The organism is Faecalibacterium sp. AM43-5AT, assembly GCF_003603345.1.
In the GTDB taxonomy this organism is placed as follows: domain Bacteria; phylum Bacillota; class Clostridia; order Oscillospirales; family Ruminococcaceae; genus Faecalibacterium; species Faecalibacterium taiwanense.
Window position 1 is genome coordinate 20,167 of sequence record NZ_QVGZ01000004.1, and the last position, 21,059, is coordinate 41,225.

Here is a 21,059-nt window from a genome sequence, read left to right on the forward strand (position 1 = left end):
GTTTATGGAACTGCGGAACATCAATACCTTTTTGCACATCGCCGAGCTGCACAGCTTTTCCCGCACTGCGCGGCAGCTTGGCTATTCCCAGTCGGCGGTGTCCTCCCAGATCGCACAGCTGGAAGCAGAGCTGGGCGCACCGCTGTTCGACCGCGTGGGCAAGACCGTGCGGCTCACCGATGCGGGCCAGACCTTTTTAGGCTATGCACGCACCCTGCTGGCCACGGCCCAGCAGGCGCAGGCTGCCCTGCAGCCCGCCCGGCAGATCAGCGGCAGTCTGCGCATCGCGCTGGCGGATTCGGTGTGCTCCACCTTCCTGCCCGGTCTGCTCAAACGCTACCACGCCCTGTGCCCGCAGGTGGAGCTGGTGCTGTGCACCGCCACTGCCGACGGAATGCTGCAGATGCTGGGCACAAATCAGATCGATCTGGCCTATACGCTGGACCAGCCCCTGCTGCAGCCCAATCTGGTGCTTGCGGCGGATGTGCCGGAGCCGGTGTGTTTTATTGCACCGTCGGCTCACCCGCTTGCCGGGCAGGAAGTTGTTACGCTGGAAGAGCTGCCCCGGCAGGAATTTCTGCTCACTGAGCGCGGCATGAGCTACCGCGACGCTTTGGATCAGTGCCTTGCCGCCCGCGGCCTTGCCATCCACCCTTATCTGGAGCTGGGCAGCGCTGCGCTGCTGTGCCAGATGGTGGAGCAGGGCATGGGTCTTTCCTTCCTGCCGGAGTACATCGTGCGTCCGGCGCTGGCCGCAGGTCGTCTTGCCCGGCTGAATGTGCCGGACTGCACCGTGGAGATGCATCGTCAGCTGTTTTATCACCGTGACAAATGGCTGACCCCTCAGATGAAAGCCTTTATCGAGCTGGTGCGCCAGCCCGCGCCCGGCACTGCCAGCAAATGAAAAGAGCACGGGTCCATTGAAGCGCAAAGCTGAACACACAAACGAAAAACCGCCGAAGGCTTTCCTTCGGCGGTTTTTCTTATGATAGGAGGATCAAAAATGATCGTCGCTAAATATTAGTTCAGGATGGTCAGCTCGGTCTCGATGTCGAACAGGTGGACCTTGTGGGGATCGAATGCAACGCGGACGGTGTCTCCGTTGCGTGCCTTGGAGGTGGGAGCCACACGAGCGGTCATCTTGTTGCCCTTGTACTCCAGATACAGGTAGATCTCAGCGCCCATCATTTCGGAGACGTCCACCTGAGTATCCAGCTGGCAGTCAGCGTGCTTTGCCATAAACTCGGGCTCGTCGTCGATGTCCTCGGGACGGACGCCCATCTTGATCTTCTTGCCGACGTAAGCATCCAGCTTGCCGTCTGCGGTCTTCTCCTTGGGCAGGGGGATCACGTCGCCGCCCAGATCAACACCGTACAGCTCACCCTTCTTGATCAGGGTGCCGTCCAGGAAGTTCATCTGGGGGCTGCCGATGAAGCCAGCAACGAACATGTTGCAAGGCATATCGTACAGGTTCTGCGGGGTATCGACCTGCTGGATGATGCCGTCCTTCATAACCACGATACGGTCGCCCATGGTCATAGCCTCGGTCTGGTCGTGGGTAACGTAGATGAAGGTGGTAGCCAGCTTCTTGTGCAGCTTGATGATCTCGGTGCGCATGGAGGTACGCAGCTTAGCATCCAGGTTGGACAGAGGCTCGTCCAGCAGGAAGACTGCCGGGTTACGAACCATTGCACGGCCCAGAGCAACACGCTGACGCTGACCACCGGACAGAGCCTTGGGCTTGCGGTCCAGCAGATGCTCGATCTCCAGGATTTTAGCAGCCTCGTGCACGCGCTTGTCGATCTCGTCCTTCGGGGTCTTGCGCAGTTCCAGACCGAAAGCGATGTTCTTGTAAACGGTCATGTGGGGGTACAGAGCGTAGCTCTGGAACACCATTGCGATATCACGATCCTTCGGGGGAACGTCGTTGATCAGACGGCCACCGATGTACATTTCGCCCTTGGAGATCTCCTCCAGACCGGCGATCATGCGCAGGGTGGTGGACTTGCCGCAGCCAGAGGGGCCGACGAAGATGATGAATTCCTTATCCTGGATCTCCAGGTTAAAGTCGGTAACAGAGGGAGCGGTAGCACCCGGATAGATCTTATAGATGTGCTGGCAGCTGATCGAAGCCATAGTCGTTTGCCTCCATAATTTTTAAGGTTCTCACGCTCTTGACGGCGTGTTCATTCGTTGGTACTATAATAACAGATAATTTTGTGATATAAAATAGCATTTTATTGATTAGAGGTGTCAGATATTGCTTTTTGACTGGAACACCATCGCTTTTCCCGCTTCCGTGCAGGATCTGCAGCTGTCTGCCCCCCTCACCCTCTCCGGCGAAGGACTGTGGGTGTGCCTTGTGTCCAGCGGCCAGTGCTCTGCATCCGTACCTGCTGCCGGGCCGCTGCCGCTGGGTGCAGCGCTCATTTTGCCGCCGCAGTCCGTGCCTGCCGGGCACCTGATCCTGAGCCGTGCCCCGCTGGCCCTTGTGCCGGAAAGCATCTGCCATCTGCTCTGCGTCCAGCTTACCGGGCAGGCGGCTTCCCAGTTTCTGGCCGGGCTGCACGAACTGCCCTTCCTAGCCAAGGGCGGTTCCTGCCCGGCCGCTGCCGAACTGATGGACCGCCTTGCTGAGGAAAAGGCCGCCCACAGCCGTGCCCGCAGCCAGTTGGCCTACGCACTGTTGTGTGAGCTGGCCGATGCCGACAGTGCCGCGTCCGCCCTGCCGCCGCTGGTGCAGGCCGCCATCGAGGACATCCGCGCAAACTACGCGGGCCTTTACGGCGTGGAGGAGCTGAGCGAACGGCTGGGCGTGTCCAAGAGCCATCTGGTGCGCACCTTTACCGCAGCCATTGGCGTGCCGCCGGGCAAATACCTCACCACGGTGCGCGTTGAAGCAGCCCAGCGGCTGCTGCTCCACCGGGAGTACACACTGGACGTGGTAGCCAGCCTGTGCGGCTTTTCCGGTGCCAACTACCTGTGCCGGGTGTTCAAAAAAGAAACCGGCCAATCCCCCGCACAGTGGCGGGCAATGGCCGGTCACGCCGCGCAGAGTGGGCTTTCGCCCGAGGAATCTCTGCGCGAACAGGAGCTTTATATTTAAGGGCTATGCGGTCTGCTTTTTACCGCGCAGCAGCAAAAACAGGGTCAGCACTGCGGTGAGCAGTTCCGATGCCGGGAACGCTGCCCACACACCATTCATGCCAAACAGGCGGCTCAGCACCAGCGAGCAGGCCACGATGGCCACCATGCCGCGGCAGATGGAGGTGACGGAGGCTTCCACCGGGCGGTTGGTCGCGCTCAGATAGCCCGCCGCCACGATGTTGAAACCGGCAAAGAAGTAGCCCACAAAGTACAGCCGCATGCCCATGTGGGCAAACTGGGCCATCCGGGCGGAGCTTTCGCTGTTGAACACGCCCACCAGTGCATCGGTAGCACCAAAGATGATGCCGTACAGCACCGCTGCCAGCACCAGTGCGGTGCAGCTGCCCAGGATGAGCAGCTTTCTGGCACCGGCCTTGTCGCTTTTGCCGTAGCACTCGCTCACCAGCGGCTGTGCACCCTGTGCTACGCCGTTGAAGATGGCCGTTGCCACCAGCGCAAAGTTCGCCACCACGCCATAGGCCGCCACGGCCACATTGCCCGCCAGACCCAGCAGCAGGAAGTTGAACACGGTGGTGGTAACGCCGGAGGACATCTCACCCACAAAGCCGGAGATGCCAAGCTGGCAGCTCTGGCCCAGCAGCCTTGCCGAGGGGCGCTGGCGCACGAACTGCACGCTGTTCTCCTTTTTAAAGAAGTGGCGGCTGCAGATGGAAATGCTGATGATGGGAGACACGGCGGTGGCCAGCGCCGCACCGGCCAGCCCCAGCCCCATGGGAAACATGAAAATATAGTCGAACACCACATTGAACAGGCTGCTGCTCAGGGTAGCCACCATGGCAAGGGAAGGGTCGCCGTCGTTGCGCACAAAGGCCGACACGATATAGTTGCACATGAAGAAGGGCGTGAACATAAGGAAGATACGGGCATACGGGATGCCCAGCGCCATGATCCCCGCATCACCGCCCATCAGCCGCAGAAGGCCGCCGGGCGCAAAAATGCCCACCAGCAGGAACGGCACGCTGAGCACACAGGCGCAGAAGATGGCATTGGAAAAATAGCGCTGGCAGCGCTCGTCTCCCTGCGCCCTGAGGATGGCATAGCGGGTGGCCGCGCCAAGGCCGACCATGGAGCCGACGGCAAAGATGAAGTTGTAGACCGGCAGGCAGAGGTTGAGCAGGGTCACGCCGTCGGTACCCGCCGCCTGCGAGATGAAATAGGTATCGGCCAGAATGTAGCACGAGGTACCCAGCAGGCCGAAGATATTCTGTGATACATATTTAAAGAACTGTTTTGTCAGGTTCATCCAAGTTCCCTTTCATGGCATTTTTTACGCATACCGGCATATTTTAGCACACCCCAAAATGCAAGTCAACACAAAAACGCCCTGTACCGTGCAAAAAAGCATTGACAGCCCGGGCTCTGGCCCTTACACTGGGAGCGGTCACAAAATCATCCCCCTCGCCGGGGGAAGTCTTTTATTACCAGCATCTTAATTTGGGAGGTTCTCTATGTCCGGCAGCACACTGTTTTCCATTGGCGAAGCACTCATCGATATGATCCCGTCCAGGGTGGGCTGTTCTTTTGACGAGGTCCCCTCGTTCAGCCCGCGCACTGGCGGCGCACCGGCCAACGTGTGCGCGGCCTTTGCCCGGCTGGGCGGCAAAAGTGCTTTTCTGAGCCAGCTGGGCGACGACCCCTTCGGCCACAAGATCGCCCGGGAATTGGAAGCCTGCGGCATCGACCTCTCCCATCTGGCCTTTACCGATAAGGCCAACACGGCCCTTGCCTTCGTCAGTCTGGAAGAGGACGGCAGCCGCACCTTCAGCTTCTACCGCAAACCCTCGGCCGACCTGCTTTATTCTCCGGAGCAGATCGACCCTGCATGGTTCGCCGATGCCTTTGCCCTGCACTACTGCAGCGTGTCACTGGTGGACAGCCCCATGCGCTACGCTCACCTTGCGGCCATCTCCGCCGCACGTGAAGCTGGTGCTATCGTCAGCTTTGACCCGAACCTGCGCTTCCCCCTCTGGCCGGACCGCGACATGCTGCGCGGGACCGTGCTGCAGTTCCTGCCGCTTTCCAATATCCTCAAAATTTCGGACGAAGAGCTAGAATTTCTCACCGGCACTGCGGACATTGAATCCGCCCTGCCGCAGCTGCTTGTGGGCGATGTACAGCTGGTGCTGTACACCTGCGGCAGCAGCGGTGCCCACGCCTACACCCGCACCGCCCACGGCTTTGCCCCCTGCCGGAAAGTCCGGGCTGTGGACACCACCGGCGCAGGCGACGGCTTCATCGGCTCGTTTTTGTGGCAGCTGGAACGTGACGGCGTGACACTGGAAAAACTGGCAAAGCTCAGCAAAACAAAGCTGAACGAATACCTTGCCTTTTCCAACCAGTTCTGCGGCATCAGCGTGCAGCAGCACGGTGCCATCGACAGCTATCCCACACTCAGCCAGATGCAGTAAAACATACAATATGCCCTACGTCACAGAACCGCAGGGCTTCTTTTCTATTTACAATTTGTAGTATTGCGCCGATATATTCCAGTTTTGTTCTGTTCCCGACATCTTTTCTGCCGGTTTAAGATTTGTTTATCCTTTGTACAAGCCTTGTTCTTATTCTCTGCCCGGTTCCATGTTACCATAAGGGCAAGAACAACAAGCAGGGAGGCTTTATCCATGCCCTTTGAATTTACCCTTCTGGATGCCTTACAGGCTCTGCGCTGTCCGGTGCTGGATGCACTGGCGGTGTTTTTCGATCAGGCCGGTGCCCACGGCGAGATCTGGATCGCCTTCACGGCGGTGCTGCTGGCGTTCCGGCGCACCCGCCGGGCCGGGCTGGCCATGGCGCTGGCGCTGGGCTTTTACATGCTGGCGGGCCACTGCGCCTTAAAGCCGCTGTTCGCACGCCCGCGCCCCTGCGACCTCCGGCCCGAAATGCTCACGCTGGTGGCCCGGCCCCATGGCTGGTCCTTCCCTTCCGGACACACATCCTCCGCCTTTGCCGCTGCCTTTGCGCTCTGGCTGCAGAACCGCCGGCTCGGCATCCCGGCTCTTGTGCTGGCCGGGTTCATCGGCTTCACGCGGATGTACCTGTATGTGCATTTTCCCACCGACATTCTGGGCGGCGTGGCACTGGGCCTTGCATTGGGGGCCTGCGGCTCCCTGCTGGCAGATAAGATCAGCAACAAATGGGCGAAACGCAGCGAAGTAAAACGAACTGTATAAACCAACTCCGTCTCGCACTCGTTCTCGCTTTGCTTTTTACATTCAGATGAAGTATATCGCTTCGATCCTATTCGTGAAAAAGAGCCTCGGAAAAATCCGCAGATTTTTCCGAGGCTCAACGAATTATAATAGAATTTCCGCTAAAACAGCCAAAGCGCACGCGGCGGCTATTCCCGATCGTTCTCTTGCATTCAGGTAAAAACAAAAGCAGCCAGCACCGTGGAAAGGAGGATAAAGCGGTGCTGGCTGCGGTATGAGAACTCCCGAACTTTGCGGCGGATCAGGAGGGATTTGGTAGTCTGTCCGCCGTCGTTGGCGATTGCCTGGCATAGGCGGGGGACAGTGTTTTAATAAGTACCTGCTGGGCTGTGCCCGATGCACCAGCCCCCGCAGGTGAAAGCCCTTGTCGGCTTTGGGGAGATGTCTTTGCATCTCCCTGACTGCACCCTTATGTTACCAGACAATCATGGCATTTCTTTGTGGACTTTTTGAACAATTTGCAAATAGATTTTCAGGTGTTTTCAAAGGAGACCCCTGCTTATCGGGATGGTGGGCCGGAAGTTTCTCCGAAGACCGTCCGCTGGGGTGGGACCCTGTTGCCCGAAGGGCAATAGGGCGGGCGATGGAATGGCCCGATTCGTGTCTGAGGAGAAAGCTTCCGGCACACCGCTCCTTCGCTCTTTTACTGCGCCCCGAAAAATTCCTTGGCGATGTCCGCGCTGCGCTTGGCATCCTTGGCGTACCAGTCCGCGCCGATCTTCTCGGCATATTCCGGCGTGAGCACCGCACCGCCCACCATGATCTTGCAGTCCAGGCCCGCTTCGTGCAGGGCGGCAATGGTTTCCTCCATGCTCTTGAGGGTAGTGGTCATCAGGGCCGAAAGGCCCACCAGATGCACATTCTTTTCCCTCACAGTGTTCACCACCGTCTCCACCGGCACATCACGGCCCAGGTCGATCACCTCAAAGCCGTAGTTTTCCAGAATCACCTTGACGATGTTCTTGCCGATGTCGTGCACGTCGCCCTTGACGGTGGCCAGCACGATGCGGCCCTTGCTGGCGCTGCCCTCGCCCTTCTGGGCAATGACGTTCTTGATCTCCTCAAAGGCGCTCTGGGCCGCACTTGCAGCCTGCAGCAGCTGCGGCAGGAACAGCGTACCCTTCTCGTACTTGGCACCCACGATGTCCAGCGCCGGGATCAGTGCTTCGTCCACCACTTCCAGCGGCTGCTTTTCGGCCAGCAGTGCCTTGGTCTGGGCGGCAGCATCACCCTTCAGGCCCTTTTCCACCGCCTTCATCAGCAGGGCATAAGGGCCGGTAAGCTCTGCGCTCTCACCGGATGCCGAAGCCGCAGGCACCGCCTGCGCGGCCTGCCGGATGGCTGCGGATGCAGGCACACGATCGGCATACCGCTCAATGTACTTGGTGCTCTGCGGATCGCGGTTGGTCAGCACGTTGTAAGCATACACCGCCGCCATCATCTCCTCGCTGGAAGGGTTCATGATGGCAAGGTCCAGCCCGGCGTACATGGCCATGGTGAGGAAGGTGGTGTTCAGGTACGAGCGGCAGGGCAGGCCAAAGCTGATGTTGGACACGCCCAGAATGGTGCGCACGCCCAGCTCTTTTTTGCAGGCTTCCAGCGCCTGCACGGTGGCCAGAACGTCCTTCTGCTGGGCGCTGGCGGTCAGGGTCAGGCAGTCGATGTAGATGTCCTCCCGCGGGATGCCGACGGCAAGAGCCGCTTCGGTGATGCGGCGGGCAATGGCTGCGCGGTCCTCGGCGGCAGGCAGGATGCCCCGCTCATCGATGGCAAGGCCCACGATGGCCGCACCGTACTTTTTGCACAGGGGCAGGATCGCGTCCAGCTTTTCCTGCTCGCCGTTGGTGGAGTTGACGATGGGCTTACCGTTATAAACGCGCAGGCCGTTTTCCAGCGCCTCCACATTGGATGAATCCAGCTGCAGCGGCAGGCTGGTGACGCTCTGCAGGGCCTTGACCACCTTGGGCATCAGGGCAGGCTCGTCCACGCCGGGCGCACCCACGTTCACGTCCAGCACCTGAGCACCGGCTTCCACCTGACTGACCGCCTGCTCCAGAACGTAGTTCATATCCTCTTCCCGCAGTGCCTGCTGGAAGCGCTTTTTGCCCGTGGGGTTGATGCGCTCACCCACCACCGTGATGCCGTCCACATTGACAAAGTCCACCGGCGTGCAGAGCACCGAGGGCATTTTGTGGGCCGGACGGCCGGGTACGCAGCCTGCAAAAACGCTGTTCAGCAGCTTGATGAACTCCGGCGTGGTGCCGCAGCAGCCGCCCGCCGCAAACAGGTGCAGTTCCCGGTAGGGCTTCATTTCCATGGCGAAGAGCTGCGGGGTGATATCGTAGCCGCTGCCGTCGGCCCGGGGCAGGCCCGCATTGGGCTTGACGAACACCGGAAAGTCGCCGGGCACAGCCTCTGCCAGACGCTTTGCCATGGGGAAGATCTCCTTGGGGCCCAGTGAGCAGTTGATGCCCACCGCGTTGGCACCCAGGCCACGGGCGGTCACGCCGAAGCTTTCCACCGTGCAGCCGGTAAAGGTGCGCCCGCCGGCTTCAAAGCTCATGCTGGCTAAGATAGGCAGGCCGCTGTTTTCCTTTGCTGCCAGCAGAGCGGCTTTCAGCTCGTACAGATCGGTAAAGGTCTCAAAGAAAATGAGGTCGGCCCCGGCGGCAGCGCCTGCCCGGACGATGCGGGCATACTCGCTCACCGCATCCTCAAAGGCCAGCGTTCCGCTGGGTTCCAGCAGTTCTCCCAGCGGGCCGACATCCAGCGCGGTCAGGGCACCGTAGGGCGCACAGGCGCGCTTGCAGTTGGCGATGCCCGCCGCAATGATCTCTTCCAGACTGTAGGCGCTGCCCGCCAGCTTGTGGGCCGATGCGCCAAAGGTGTTGGCGTTGACGATGCGGCTGCCCGCAGCGGCATACTTGGCATGGATGCTCTCGATCAGCTCCGGGTTCGTGATGTTCAGTTCCTCCGGCTTTGCACCCAGCTTCAGGCCCGAAGCCTGCAGCATGGTGCCCATGCCGCCGTCCAGCAGGACAGTATTGCTCTGTTTGAAAAGTTCACTCGCTTGCACAGGTCTTTCCCCTCTTTCTATACTCACACCGGGTGCGCAGCACGCAGTGGCCGCACCCGGCCAGTTTTCCCTTTACCGGGTGGCCGCTGACCCCCAGAATGGCCGTCACGCTCTTGCGCGGGGTCATCAGGTTGGTATCGGTCACACACAGGCCCGCCCGGCGCACCGTGTCCAGCGCGTTTGCCACCAGCGGCTGTACTGCAATATCCCAGTCACCGTAGCCGGGCGAAAACCGCCCGGTCAAATACTTTCCCTCTTTTGCGGCCCACTGGCGCAGCTCTGCTTCGGCTGCGTCTGCGGCCTGCTCGGCCAGCGCGCTGCCCAGTGCGTCGGACGCAACGCCCGCCGCGATATCTCCCACACCGGCACGGCGGATCTGTGCATCCACGCCGGGGCCCAGCGTCACGGCCAGCAGCACCGCCTGCGGGCAGTTTTCCAGATGCTTCATCACATCCCCACCCCGCAGGATGCCTGCTTCGGCAAGGGCAGCCGTGTCCGCTTCCAGCCAGACCGCCCGGGGCGTTGCCGCTGCCAGCAGCGGCATGGCGCATGTTTCCAACAGGGTCATGGTGCGGTCGTCCGGTTCCCCTCTGGCCCCGAAATACCGCGCTGCCTGTGCTGTATCGATCGCCGCCGGTTTTGCCAGCACCAGCGGCTGCGGTGCACCGATCATCCGCCGCACCTCCTTGCTTTTTTGAAATAAAGTGGTCTTAAGTATACCGCACCTGTTGGATTTTATCAATCCCGCAGGGCGGCGGATAAAAGAAAACTCCCTCAGTCACAGCTCACGCCGTGCCAGCTCCCTCAAGGAGGGAGCCTCTGTCGAAAAGGTAAGCTTTTCGGTTTTGCCAAAGGCCCCATCCCAGAGGGGGCTGTCTGTGAAGCAGACTGGGGGAGTTCGTTCTTTATTTGATGCAGCTGGAACAGGGCGTATAGCCTGCTTCCACGGCTTCCTGATAGCTGGAGAAGAGGATCTGGTTCTTCTCTGCCGGCAGGTTCGGGCAGGTAGGCAGATGGAACTTTTTGCTGTTCACATTGCCGATGTACGCCTGCTGGGCTGTGCTGGATGCCGCCGGGTCGGTGGGGTTCAGCGCGGGATCTGCCGCAAAGTGCTCGGTGCCCACGGTGTAGTTCTGGCCGTCACTGCCAATGGTGATGGTGCCCTGCAGGTCGGTGCGGTATACATCCACCCCGGCATCCCGCAGGATGCTCAGCGTTTCCTCGTGGGGGTGGCCGTACTTGTTGTTCACACCGCAGGAGATGATGCCCATTTCCGGCAGCACCGCATTCAGGAAGAGGTAGCTGGTGGAGGTGCTGGAACCGTGGTGGCCCACCTGCAGCACCTCGGCCCTGAGGTTCGCGCCGCTGTTCACAAGGTCGGTCTCCGCAGTCTTTTCCATGTCGCCGGTCAGCAGAAAGCTGGTGGAGCCGTAGTCGATGCGCAGCACGAGGGAGGTATCGTTGGTATCGCTGTACTGTGCCACCGGGCCAAGCATGGTCACGGTAGCGCCGCCCAGCGGCCACATCGTGCCCACGGCGGGCACCTCTACCTGCAGGCCCTGCTGTTGGGTGTACTTGACAAAATCCTGAAAGCACTTGGTGGAGGCATCGGCCACCGGGCTGTACACATGGTACGCCGGGAAGTAGGCCAGTGCGGCAGCCAAGCCGCCTACATGATCCTCGTGCGCATGGGAGCAGAACACATATTCCAGCTGTTCCACCCCCTGACTCTGCAGGTAAGAGACGATGAGGCTGCCGTCGTCCACATTGCCGCCGTCGTAGAGCATGAACTGTCCGTCGCATTCCACCAGCACACTCAGCGCCTGACCCACATCGATGAAATGCACCTCCAGCGGTGCGTCCACCGTATCCACAGCCGCCGCAGCAGAAGCGGACGGGTTCGGCACTACATCGGCGCTTCCGCCCGGGACGGACGGCAGCCCGCTGCAGCCCGCAAGGCTCAGCACCAGTGCGGCGGCAGCGGCCAGCGCAGCAAGGCGCTGCCACAGGCCTTTCTTAGGCGCGTTTACTTTTTCTTCTTTCCAGTTTTCCACGTTGTGTTCTCTTTCTGTTGATCGTTTTTTGGCTTGCGCGCAGGTGCCGAATGGGGCGCAAAGCGTGCGCCGGGGCTGGGCGCACGGCCTGTCGGTGCAGCGGCACGGCTCTGGCCGTGGGCAGGCTTGCCGTTATGGCCCTTCTGGTTCGGGCGCACCGTATAGGTGCCGTCATTGTGGATCGTCACATCGGCGGCTTCGGCCCGGCGGGCAGAGCGCTGCACGGCGCGGCGGCCTGCGGCGGGCACCAGCAGGGGGATCAGGTCCTCCCGGTGGGTCATCTTCAGCGCCTTGACTACCTTCTCGGCGTTGCGAGGCTCATAGTATTGCAGCAGCGCCCGCTGCAGCGCCTTGCCCTCGGGGGTTTTTTCCACGAACACCGGCTTCAGGGTGTAGGGGTCAAGGCCGGTGTAGAACATGCAGGTGCTCACAGTGCCGGGGGTGGGGTAAAAATCCTGCACCTGTTCCGGGCGCATGTGGTTTTTATAAAGATATTCTGCCAGATAGACCGCATCCTTGAGGGTGCTGCCCGGGTGACTGGACATCAGATAGGGCACCAGATACTGCTTTTTGCCGGCCTTTTTGCTCAGCTCATAGAATTTATCCTTGAACTTGTTGAAGGTCTCGATGGGCGGCTTGCCCATGTAGGCCAGCGTGTTGGGGGCACAGTGCTCCGGAGCCACCTTCAGCTGACCGGACACATGGTACTCTACCAGTTCCTTGAAGAAGGTGTCGTCCGGGTCGGCCATCAGGTAGTCGAACCGGATGCCGCTGCGGATGAACACCTTTTTCACGCCCGGCAGCTCCCGCACCCGGCGCAGGATCTTCAGGTAGTCGCTGTGGTCCACGATCATGTGGGAGCAGGTGGTGGGGGCAAGACAGTGCTTGCCGCCGGTGCACATGCCCCGCAGCATCTGCTCCCGGCAGGAGGGAAAGCGGAAGTTTGCGGTGGGGCCGCCCACATCGTGGATGTAGCCCTTGAAATCCGGCTCGTGGGTCATGCGCTCGGCTTCTGCCACGATGCTGTCCGCGCTGCGGCTGGTGACACGCCGCCCCTGATGCAGCTGGATGGCGCAGAAGTTGCACCCGCCAAAGCAGCCGCGGTTCTGGATGATGGAGAACTGCACCTCCCGGATGGCGGGCACTCCGCCCATGCTCTCGTAGATGGGGTGGTAACGGCGGGTGTAGGGCAGAGCGTAGACCTTGTCCAGCTCCCCGCGCACCAGCGGCTTTGCGGGGATGTTCTGCACCAGATACTTTTCGCTCTGCTTCTGCACGATGATCTGGCCGCTGACCACATCCTGATTGTCCATCTGGATGCGGCAGGCCTTGGCATACGCCGTCTTATCCGACGCCACCTTTTTAAAGCCTGCGCACTCCACGTAGCGCTCGGGCAGATGGTCGAAGTCGGTCATGTAACAGGTGCCGTCCACGTCCGTGATGCTCTCCACCGGCTCCCCGGCGGCAAGGCGGCGGGCGATCTCCACAGTCTGGTGCTCGCCCATGCCAAAGCTGATGATGTCCGCGCCGGAATCCTCGGCGATGCTGGGCAGCACGGTGTCCAGCCAGTAGTCATAGTGGGCAAAGCGGCGCAGAGAAGCTTCCAGACCGCCTAAGATCACCGGCAGGTCGGGATAGGCCTGCTTGGCAAGGCGGGTGTACACGGTGGCGCTGCGGTCCGGGCGTGCGCCGCCCTTGCCGCCGGGGGAGTATTCGTCCTCGGCGCGGGGGATCTTTGCCACGGAATAGTGGCTGACCATGCTGTCCACGTTGCCGCCGCCGATGAAGAAGCCGTACTTCGGCTTGCCGAACCGCTTGAAGTCCTCGCAGTCGGTGTAGCGTGGCTGGGCCAGCACGCCGATCTTATAGCCCTCGGCTTCCAGCAGACGGCTGATGATGGCAGTGCCAAAGCTGGGGTGGTCCACATAGGCATCGCCGCCCACCACCACAAAGTCCAGCTGCTCCCACCCGCGGGCCTCCATATCGGCCCGGCTGATGGGAAGAAATTCGGTGTAGATCTTTGGGGAAGAGTTGTCCATAATGCTCCTTATCTTTATGTTTCATCCGGTTGGTTCATCTGCATTTCCAGCCACTGCTGGCGGCTGATAAGCACAGCGCGGGGCTTGGCGCCCTCGTAGGGTCCGATGATGCCTTTTTGTTCCATCTCGTCCATGATACGGGCCGCGCGGGCGTAGCCCAGCTTGCAGCGGCGCTGCAGCAGGCTGGTGGAGGCCTGACCGGCATCGATGACCACCTCCACGGCCTGCTTGAACATCGGGTCGGTATCGGGATCCTCGTCGGAGTCCGCGCCGCCGCTGCCCTTCTTGCCATCCTGAATGGCGTGCTTTTCCATGGCTTCGATCATGGCTTCGTCATACTGCACGGTGCCGCTCTGCTTGATGAAGTCCAGCACACGGCTGATCTCCTCATCCCGCACGAAAGTGCCCTGAATACGGGTAGGCTTGGGCGCACCCACGGGCATGAACAGCATATCACCCATGCCCAGCAGCTTTTCGGCACCGGAGCCGTCCAGAATAGTGCGGCTGTCCACCTGACTGGACACTGCAAATGCGATGCGGCTGGGGATGTTGGCCTTGATCAGGCCGGTGATCACGTCCACGCTGGGGCGCTGGGTGGCTACGATCAGGTGCATACCGGCGGCGCGGGCCTTCTGGGCGATGCGGCAGATGGAGTCCTCCACATCCTTGCCCACCACCATCATCAGATCGGCCAACTCGTCGATGATAATGGCGATGTAGGGCATTTTTTCCAGATCCGGCCGTTCTGCGGCCAGCTTGTTGAAGGACTTGATGTCGCGCACATTGTTCTCCGCAAACAGGCGGTAGCGGCGCTCCATCTCCTGCACGGCACTGCCAAGGGCACCTGCGGCCTTTTTCGGCTCGGTGACCACCGGCATCAGCAGGTGGGGAATGCCGTTGTACTCGGCCAGCTCCACCACCTTGGGGTCGATCAGCAGCAGTTTCACGTCCTCCGGGCTGGAGCGAAACAGCAGGCTCATGATGATGCTGTTCACGCACACGGATTTACCGCTGCCGGTGCTGCCTGCAATGAGCAGATGGGGCATCTTGCACAGGTCTGCCACCTGTGCCACACCGGCAATGTCCTTGCCAAGCGCAATGCCCAAGGGCGAAGTCATGCGCAAAAAGCTCTGGCTCTCGAACACGCTGCGGATATACACCGGGGTCTTTTTGTGGTTGGGCACCTCAATGCCCACGGCAGGCTTGCCGGGGATGGGCGCTTCCATACGCACATCTGCCACGGCAAGGTTCAGAGCGATATCGTCTGCCAGCGAGGTGATGCGGCTGATCTTGACACCCGCCATGGGCTGCACCTCGTACCGGGTGACGGAAGGGCCCCGGGAGATATCCAGCACACGGGTGCGCACGCCAAAGCTTTCCAGCGTATCCACCAGCTTCTGGGCGTTGGCTTTCAGCTCTTCCTGCGCGCCGGGGTCGGTCTCGTCCCGCGATTTTTCAAACAGCTCAATGGGCGGATACTGGTACTGATAGGTATCCACCGGGTCGGTCTCGTCCACAGGGGCCGCTGCCGCGGCCTGCTCGGAAGCGGCAGGCTTTTCCATTGCCGCTGCCACCAGCGTGCTGATATCCTTTTCCTCCACCGGTTCGCTGGTAATGCTGATCCAGCCGTCCTCGTCGGGTGTGCCGCGCATGGCAACGGCGTTTTCGGCGCTCACCCGGGCGGGTGCCGCCGGGACTGCAGGCTGGATGGGCACGGCGGGCATCTCCGGCGTGACAGCCGCTGCCGGGCTTTCCGGCTGGGCCGTCGGCATTGCCGGGGTCATGACCGGAGTATCAAAGCTTTCCGCTGCCGCAGGCTGCACCGGCTGTGCAGCCTTTGCAAAGAAATCGGATGCATCGGTCTCCACTGCGTCCTGTACGATGGGCTGCGGGGCAGGTCTGGGGGCCGGGCGCAGCGGGTTCTGCCCAAAGGTGCCGCCCGGGCCCACGATGAGCGGCTCGATGGGTTCGCTGCCGCCCTCCTTCACCTCAGTGTGGTCGGGGCCAAGGTCTACGTCAAAGGAAGCCCGGGGCCGGGATACCCGTACCTGCACCGGCGTGATGGCCGGGGCGGCAGGCTCCGGCTGCGGGGCGGCCTCCGGCTCCTCCGCCTCCATCTCTTCGGTCACCTTGTGGCCCCAGTGGCGGATGCCGTTCAGCCAGTCCGGCACACCGATGCGGAAAGCCGGAGTTTCCATCTCCTCTTCGGCATCTTCCTCATCCCGGTATTCATCTTCTGCTTCGTCGTAGTCTTCCTCAGCCTCGGCTTCTGCCGCGCGGGCAGCGGCACGTTCAGCGCGGCGGGCTGCGCTCTGCTGCGCCATGGCCGCACCCTTTGCGTGCACGCCGCCAAACGCAGCGCACAGCCATTGCCACACCTCTGCCGGGGTCAGATCAAAAATGTACAGGCTGACACACAGTGCCAGCACGATCATGATCAGGGTTGCCGCGGGCCGTCCGCACAGCAGCAGCAGGCTGCCGCCCAGCAGTGCGCCCAACGCACCGCCGCCGATCCATGCATTCACGCCGTTTGCGTAGCAGGCAGCCGTCATCTGAAATGCCGACATGCCCTGCGGCTGGATATCGGAAAAAACGATCACCGTGCCGCAGGCAAACACCAGCCCAAGAACCAGCTTGAAGATCTTGGGCAGAAGGTCTTCGCCCCGGGTATACTGCACAGCAAGGCAGCACACTGCCGCGCCCAGCACAAAGCTGCCGCAGCCAAAAAGTCCGAACAGCACATCGTGCAGGGCCTTCCATGCCGAATCTCCCTCCACAAAGGCCAGCACCACCAGCAAAAGGCCTGCAAACAGGGTGCCAAGCCCCGCCGGAAGCCGCTGCTCGGCCCGCTTTTTGCGCGATGCTGCGCGCCGTGTTGTCGTTTTACGTTTTTTTGTTGCCATGTTTCTTTGTTCCCCGCGTTTGTAGTAGACACACTATTTGATTTTATTATTGTACCACGCAGGGAAGAAAATGGCAAACCTATTGTTGTACAAAATCGGCCTTCATTTGCGTTCGATCTCTTTATACAGCCACGCCAGCGCATCCGAAAGCCCGCCCAGCTCGTCGATGAGCTTTTCCTTCACGGCCCGGCGTCCATCCAGCACGGTGCCCATGTCCATCACCAGCTCGCCGGTGTGGAGCATCAGGTCGGTGTAGCGTTTTTCGGTCATGCCGCTGTGGGCCGCTACGAAGCCGGTGATGCGCTGCTGCATCTGCTCAAAGCTGCGCATGGTCTGCGGCACCCCCAGAATGACACCGGAATGCCGCACCGGGTGCACGGTCATGGTGGCTGTGGGCACGATGAAGCTGCGCCGGGCGCTGACGGCCAGCGGGATGCCGATGGAGTGCCCGCCGCCCAGCACAAGCGTTGCACTGGGTTTGGACACGCTGGCGATCAGCTCCGCCAGCGCAAGGCCTGCTTCCACATCCCCGCCTACCGTGTTCAGCAACACCAGCAGGCCTTCGATGCGAGGATCCTCCTGCGCGGCCACCAGCTGCGGGATGACATGCTCATACTTCGTGGTCTTCTGGCCCTGCGGCGCTTCCGAATGGCCTTCGATCTGGCCGATGACGGTCAGGCAGTGGATCACATGCTCCCCGCGGGCCAGCGTGACCGTGCCCAGATCTTCGATCTCTTCCTTTTCCAGCCGACGCTCGTCGGTCAGCTGCGTTTCATCGTTCATATGCTTTCCTCCTGCGTTTTCTGTCAGCATTCCCCAGCCTGTGCCGGGCTATGCAGACCCGCTGCAGCAAAAAAGCGGTAACATTTCATAAAATTTTTTTGAGAATGATTTGACATTCTCCATCGGTGCAGTATACTTTAAATAATTGATTGTAATATCTGCAATATGAACCCGTAAACGGATCGGGGTTTCTCTGCGCCGCATCTGTAAAGCAGGCAGCTGCGGCAAGTACTGCGATAGAGCGAAAGGAGAAAGTATTCTATGAACACCCCTGCAAAGGCTTCACTTCCCGTTATCAAGCGTCTTCCCAAATATTACCGCTATCTGCGCTCTCTGCAGGTGGACGGCATCAACAGCATTTCTTCCCGCGAGCTGGCTGCTCAGATGGGCACCACCGCTTCGCAGGTACGGCAGGACTTCAACTGCATCGGCGATGTGAATGGCCGGCAGGGCATCGGCTACTCGGTGGAAAACCTGCTCTCCATTCTGGAAGGCCTGCTGTTCGGCAACGGTGACCGCCTGCCCACCATCCTGATCGGCTGCGGCCGTCTGGGCAAGGCAGTGAGCCGCTTTATCACCACCGATACCAACGGCTACCGCCTGATCGCCGCCTTTGATGTGGCACAGAGCGAGGTAGGCAAGGAGATCAGCGGCATCCAGATCCGCCATATCGACGAGCTGGAGTCTTTCTGTGCCGAGCATCACCCCAAGGTCGCAGTGCTCTGTGTGCCCCGCGATGGTGCGGAACAGGTCAGCGGCCGTCTGGTAGATCTGGGCATCGAGGGCTTCTGGAACTTCTCCCACTATGACCTCTCTGTGCCGTATCCCGATGTGGTGGTGGAGAATGTCCATCTGGGCGACAGCCTGATGAGCCTTGGCTACCGCCTGCGCAATCAGGACTGAAGATACCTATCTATAGTAAATAAAAAGAAATAAAGACTGCTGCACAAGAGCAGCGGGCTCGCCCTCTCCGTCATTGCTAACGCAATGCCACCTCTCCCAGAGTGAGAGGCTTTGGCAGTATGGTCAGGTTTCCAGTTTTGCCAAGGGCTTTCCCCTTGATAGATTTCCCCCGGTCGGGGGAAAATGGCGAAGCCAAAAGGGAGAATAAGCTGCTGAGCAATGCGAAGCTGAGAGGGTGAGGACGCTAAAATAAAAACAGGTGCAGCAGTCTTTTCTGCTGTAAGGAGAATTTTTCAAATGGCAAAACTGTATTTCCGCTACGGCGCAATGAACAGCGGCAAAAGCACCGCCCTGATGCAGGTAGCCCACAACTACGAAGAACAGGGGATGCGGGTGCTGATCCTCAAGCCACAGGTGGACACCAAGGGCGGCGGTGAGCTGGTGAGCCGTCTGGGCGTGCGCCGCAAGGCTGATCTGTTGATCCCGCCGGAGACGGATGTATTCGAGGCCGTGCGCACGGCCAACGCTGACGGTGCGCCGCTGGCCTGCGTGCTGTGCGACGAGAGCCAGTTTTTCACTGCGCAGCAGGCAGAGCAGCTGTTCATGGTAACTGTGGACCTGAACATTCCGGTGATCTGCTACGGCCTGCGGGCAGATTTTTCACTCAAAGGCTTTCCCGGCTCCACCCGCCTGCTGGAGCTGGCCCACACCATCGAGGAGATGAAGACTATCTGCACCTGCGGCCGCAAGGCCATCTGCAACTGCCGCAGGGTGAACGGCAGGTTCGTCTTTGAGGGCGAGCAGGTGGCCATCGATTTGGAAAACGATGTGCAGTACGTGAGCATGTGCCCCCAGTGCTACTTCAAGGCAAAACGCGCGTTCTACGCCGAAAAAGCTGCTTCGCAGGTCGAATAAGCTTGTATACAAGACTGTTGTGTTCAACGACACGGCAGTCTTTCTTTTTTTCCCCGGCCCACAGGCGCTGTCCACGCAGCAGCGCAAAATATGTCGCTGTCGATGCTTCTTCACCCCCCAAAAGGGCGAAGAAGCACCGATTTCAACGCCTGCAGACCGGTGCCGGATGCCTGCTTCACGCGATTGATATATCAGAGTGCACATTTTTTGCACTATTGATATATCAGTTTGCAAGCCCGCATCCGGGCCATTTTAATGTGTTGCTCTGCCACAATGTATGCAACAGTTCCATATTCCAAAACCGAATGTTTACAAAATTATTGCAAAATTCGACGTTCCCCCTATGATACATCCCAGTTTTCTATGCAAAATGGCGAAATATACATGTTGCACAGTTTTTCGAGCCAAGTTTATTCATTTCAGCAAAGGCATCAATTCTCGCGTGAAAACAAGAGCAATATTTGTACGTTTTTTGTTTAGATATCTGCAATTTGCGTCTTTCTTTTTGGTTGTTGTTTTGTTATCATAATTGTATACAACGGGGTATGTGCAGAACCCCCGTTCGAGATGATGTTTTCTGTATTTAGGAGGAGAACAAAAATGAGCATGGCAATTTCTCGTCGTGATTTTATGAAGGTCACCGGCGCTGTGGGCGCTGCCGGCCTTCTGGCTGCCTGCGGCGGCAACTCTGCTGCATCCAGCTCTGCTGCTTCCACTGCTTCTTCCGCTCCCGCTGCTTCTGCAGACGAGAGCCTGGCACTGTCTGACGGCCCTGTATCCATGACCATCAGCTGGTGGGGCGGCGACAGCCGTCACGAGGCTTACCAGAACGCCATCAAGGAGTTCCAGGCTGAGCACACCAACATCACCATTGAGCCCACCTTCGCCGCATGGTCCGGCTGGGAAGAGAAGATGGCAGCTGCCTTCATCGCTGGCAACGCACAGGATGTGTGCCAGGTGAACTGGAACTGGCTGTACAACTACTCTGCTGATGGCAGCAAGTTCGTGGATCTGAACACCGTTTCCAAGTTTCTGGATCTGACCCAGTGGGATGACGCTGCTCTGGATGCCTGCTACGTTGCAAACGCTCAGCAGTGCGTGCCTGTCTCCATGACCGGCCGTATCTTCTTCTGGAACATGACCACCTTCAACAAGGCTGGCATCACCGAAGTTCCCAAGTCTCTGGATGATCTGATGGCTGCCGGCAAGGCATTCCAGGAGAAGCTGGGCGACGATTACTACCCCATGCATCTGGGCGCATACGACCGTATGATCCTGATGGTGTTCTACCTCGAGTCCAAGTACGGCAAGGACTGGGCTGATCCCGTCACCTCTACCCTGAACTACACCGAGGACGAGATCGCTGAGGGCATCGACTTCATCAAGAGCCTGGTGGATGGCCACGTCATGATGAACCTGAAGACCTACTACTCCGCTAACTCCGATACCGCTACCCACCAGTCCAACGAGTGGATCACCGGTAAGATCGCAGGTATCTTCGAGTGGGATTCCGCTGCTTCCAAGTACTCCTCCGCTCTGGATGATGCCAACAAGGACGGCTTCACCGTTGGCGAAGAGATCAAGTTCGGCGACAACAACGGCGGCTTCTCCAAGGTCTCCATGGGTCTGGCTATCACCAAGACCAGCCAGTGCGTTGCTGAGGCTGCTACCCTGATCAACTTCCTGCTGAACGAGGAGAAGGGCGCTTCCATCATGGGTTCCGAGTGCGGCATCCCCGCTTCCAAGGCTGGTCTGGCTGCTGCTCAGGCTGCCGGCGCTGTCAAGGATCTGGTTGCTGAGGCAAACGCCAAGGTCATGGCCTTCACCACCAACAAGCTGGATCCCCTGTTCGAGAACAACGACCTGAAGGCTTCCGGCACCGGCATCTATCAGGAAGTGTTCGACACCGTTGACTACGACGGCGTTTCCGGTGCAGACGTTGTTGACACCCTGCTGGACGGCATGGAGTCTGTTGGTTACACCATCGGCTAAGTTTTTCTTCAGAGTGC

At 59.8% G+C, this 21,059-nt stretch carries 15 protein-coding genes; 7 read left to right on the top strand and 8 right to left on the bottom strand.

The annotated features are described in order from the left end of the window. The first annotated feature begins 4 nt into the window (after nucleotides 1–4). The gene (locus tag DW937_RS06600; protein ID WP_118526697.1) at nucleotides 5–904 is read left to right on the top strand and encodes a LysR family transcriptional regulator; all 900 of its coding nucleotides are present in this window, start codon (nucleotides 5–7) and stop codon (nucleotides 902–904) included. Nucleotides 905–1,020: 116 nt separating this feature from the next. Here DW937_RS06600 and ugpC read toward each other — a convergent pair whose 3' ends face one another. Continuing rightward, complete coding sequence (gene ugpC / locus DW937_RS06605; protein ID WP_120079914.1) at nucleotides 1,021–2,136, bottom strand: sn-glycerol-3-phosphate ABC transporter ATP-binding protein UgpC; 1,116 nt, start codon at nucleotides 2,134–2,136, stop codon at nucleotides 1,021–1,023. A 124-nt stretch (nucleotides 2,137–2,260) separates the two neighbouring features. Here ugpC and DW937_RS06610 point away from each other — a divergent pair, with 124 nt between their 5' ends. Next, entirely contained in the window at nucleotides 2,261–3,106 is an 846-nt protein-coding gene (locus DW937_RS06610; protein WP_005942868.1) for an AraC family transcriptional regulator, read from the top strand. Nucleotides 3,107–3,109: 3 nt separating this feature from the next. Here DW937_RS06610 and DW937_RS06615 read toward each other — a convergent pair whose 3' ends face one another. Continuing rightward, nucleotides 3,110–4,411 (bottom strand): MATE family efflux transporter, encoded by a 1,302-nt coding sequence (locus DW937_RS06615; RefSeq protein ID WP_120120486.1) that lies wholly within the window; start codon nucleotides 4,409–4,411, stop codon nucleotides 3,110–3,112. A 205-nt stretch (nucleotides 4,412–4,616) separates the two neighbouring features. On the opposite strand from DW937_RS06615, the gene DW937_RS06620 reads away from it, so the two are divergent. Both DW937_RS06620 and DW937_RS06625 read left to right on the top strand, forming a co-directional pair. Then, nucleotides 4,617–5,576: a carbohydrate kinase gene (locus DW937_RS06620; RefSeq protein ID WP_120120487.1), complete on the top strand. Its 960-nt coding sequence runs from the start codon at nucleotides 4,617–4,619 to the stop codon at nucleotides 5,574–5,576. Between the two features lie 213 nt (nucleotides 5,577–5,789). After that, nucleotides 5,790–6,338 (top strand): phosphatase PAP2 family protein, encoded by a 549-nt coding sequence (locus DW937_RS06625; protein WP_120120488.1) that lies wholly within the window; start codon nucleotides 5,790–5,792, stop codon nucleotides 6,336–6,338. A 682-nt stretch (nucleotides 6,339–7,020) separates the two neighbouring features. Here the strand turns inward: DW937_RS06625 and DW937_RS06630 are convergent. The 6 genes from DW937_RS06630 to DW937_RS06655 all read right to left on the bottom strand — a co-directional run bounded on the left by DW937_RS06630 (nucleotide 7,021) and on the right by DW937_RS06655 (nucleotide 17,232). Beyond that, on the bottom strand, nucleotides 7,021–9,453 hold the full coding sequence (locus DW937_RS06630) for a homocysteine S-methyltransferase family protein (RefSeq protein ID WP_120120489.1): 2,433 nt from the start codon (nucleotides 9,451–9,453) through the stop codon (nucleotides 7,021–7,023). Beyond that, a complete protein-coding gene (locus DW937_RS06635) occupies nucleotides 9,440–10,126 on the bottom strand; it encodes a methionine synthase (protein WP_097773801.1) in 687 nt (228 codons plus the stop codon). Before DW937_RS06635 ends, DW937_RS06630 begins: the two co-directional genes overlap by 14 nt. A gap of 232 nt (nucleotides 10,127–10,358) precedes the next feature. After that, nucleotides 10,359–11,507, bottom strand: coding sequence for an MBL fold metallo-hydrolase (locus DW937_RS06640; RefSeq protein ID WP_120120490.1), 1,149 nt, complete (start codon nucleotides 11,505–11,507; stop codon nucleotides 10,359–10,361). After that, entirely contained in the window at nucleotides 11,480–13,546 is a 2,067-nt protein-coding gene (locus DW937_RS06645; RefSeq protein ID WP_097777240.1) for a YgiQ family radical SAM protein, read from the bottom strand. The genes DW937_RS06640 and DW937_RS06645 overlap by 28 nt, the downstream gene beginning before the upstream one ends. 14 nt (nucleotides 13,547–13,560) lie before the next feature. Continuing rightward, on the bottom strand, nucleotides 13,561–16,449 hold the full coding sequence (locus DW937_RS06650; protein WP_120120491.1) for a DNA translocase FtsK: 2,889 nt from the start codon (nucleotides 16,447–16,449) through the stop codon (nucleotides 13,561–13,563). A 102-nt stretch (nucleotides 16,450–16,551) separates the two neighbouring features. Next, entirely contained in the window at nucleotides 16,552–17,232 is a 681-nt protein-coding gene (locus DW937_RS06655) for an ATP-dependent Clp protease proteolytic subunit (RefSeq protein ID WP_120020396.1), read from the bottom strand. Between the two features lie 261 nt (nucleotides 17,233–17,493). Between DW937_RS06655 and DW937_RS06660 the strand changes: the two genes are divergently transcribed. The 3 genes from DW937_RS06660 to DW937_RS06670 all read left to right on the top strand — a co-directional run bounded on the left by DW937_RS06660 (nucleotide 17,494) and on the right by DW937_RS06670 (nucleotide 21,042). Then, on the top strand, nucleotides 17,494–18,135 hold the full coding sequence (locus DW937_RS06660) for a redox-sensing transcriptional repressor Rex (protein WP_097777237.1): 642 nt from the start codon (nucleotides 17,494–17,496) through the stop codon (nucleotides 18,133–18,135). Between the two features lie 297 nt (nucleotides 18,136–18,432). After that, nucleotides 18,433–19,050, top strand: a complete 618-nt coding sequence (locus tag DW937_RS06665) for a thymidine kinase (protein ID WP_120020397.1) — start codon at nucleotides 18,433–18,435, stop codon at nucleotides 19,048–19,050. A gap of 600 nt (nucleotides 19,051–19,650) precedes the next feature. After that, complete coding sequence (locus DW937_RS06670) at nucleotides 19,651–21,042, top strand: ABC transporter substrate-binding protein (RefSeq protein ID WP_120120492.1); 1,392 nt, start codon at nucleotides 19,651–19,653, stop codon at nucleotides 21,040–21,042. Nucleotides 21,043–21,059: the final 17 nt, after the last annotated feature.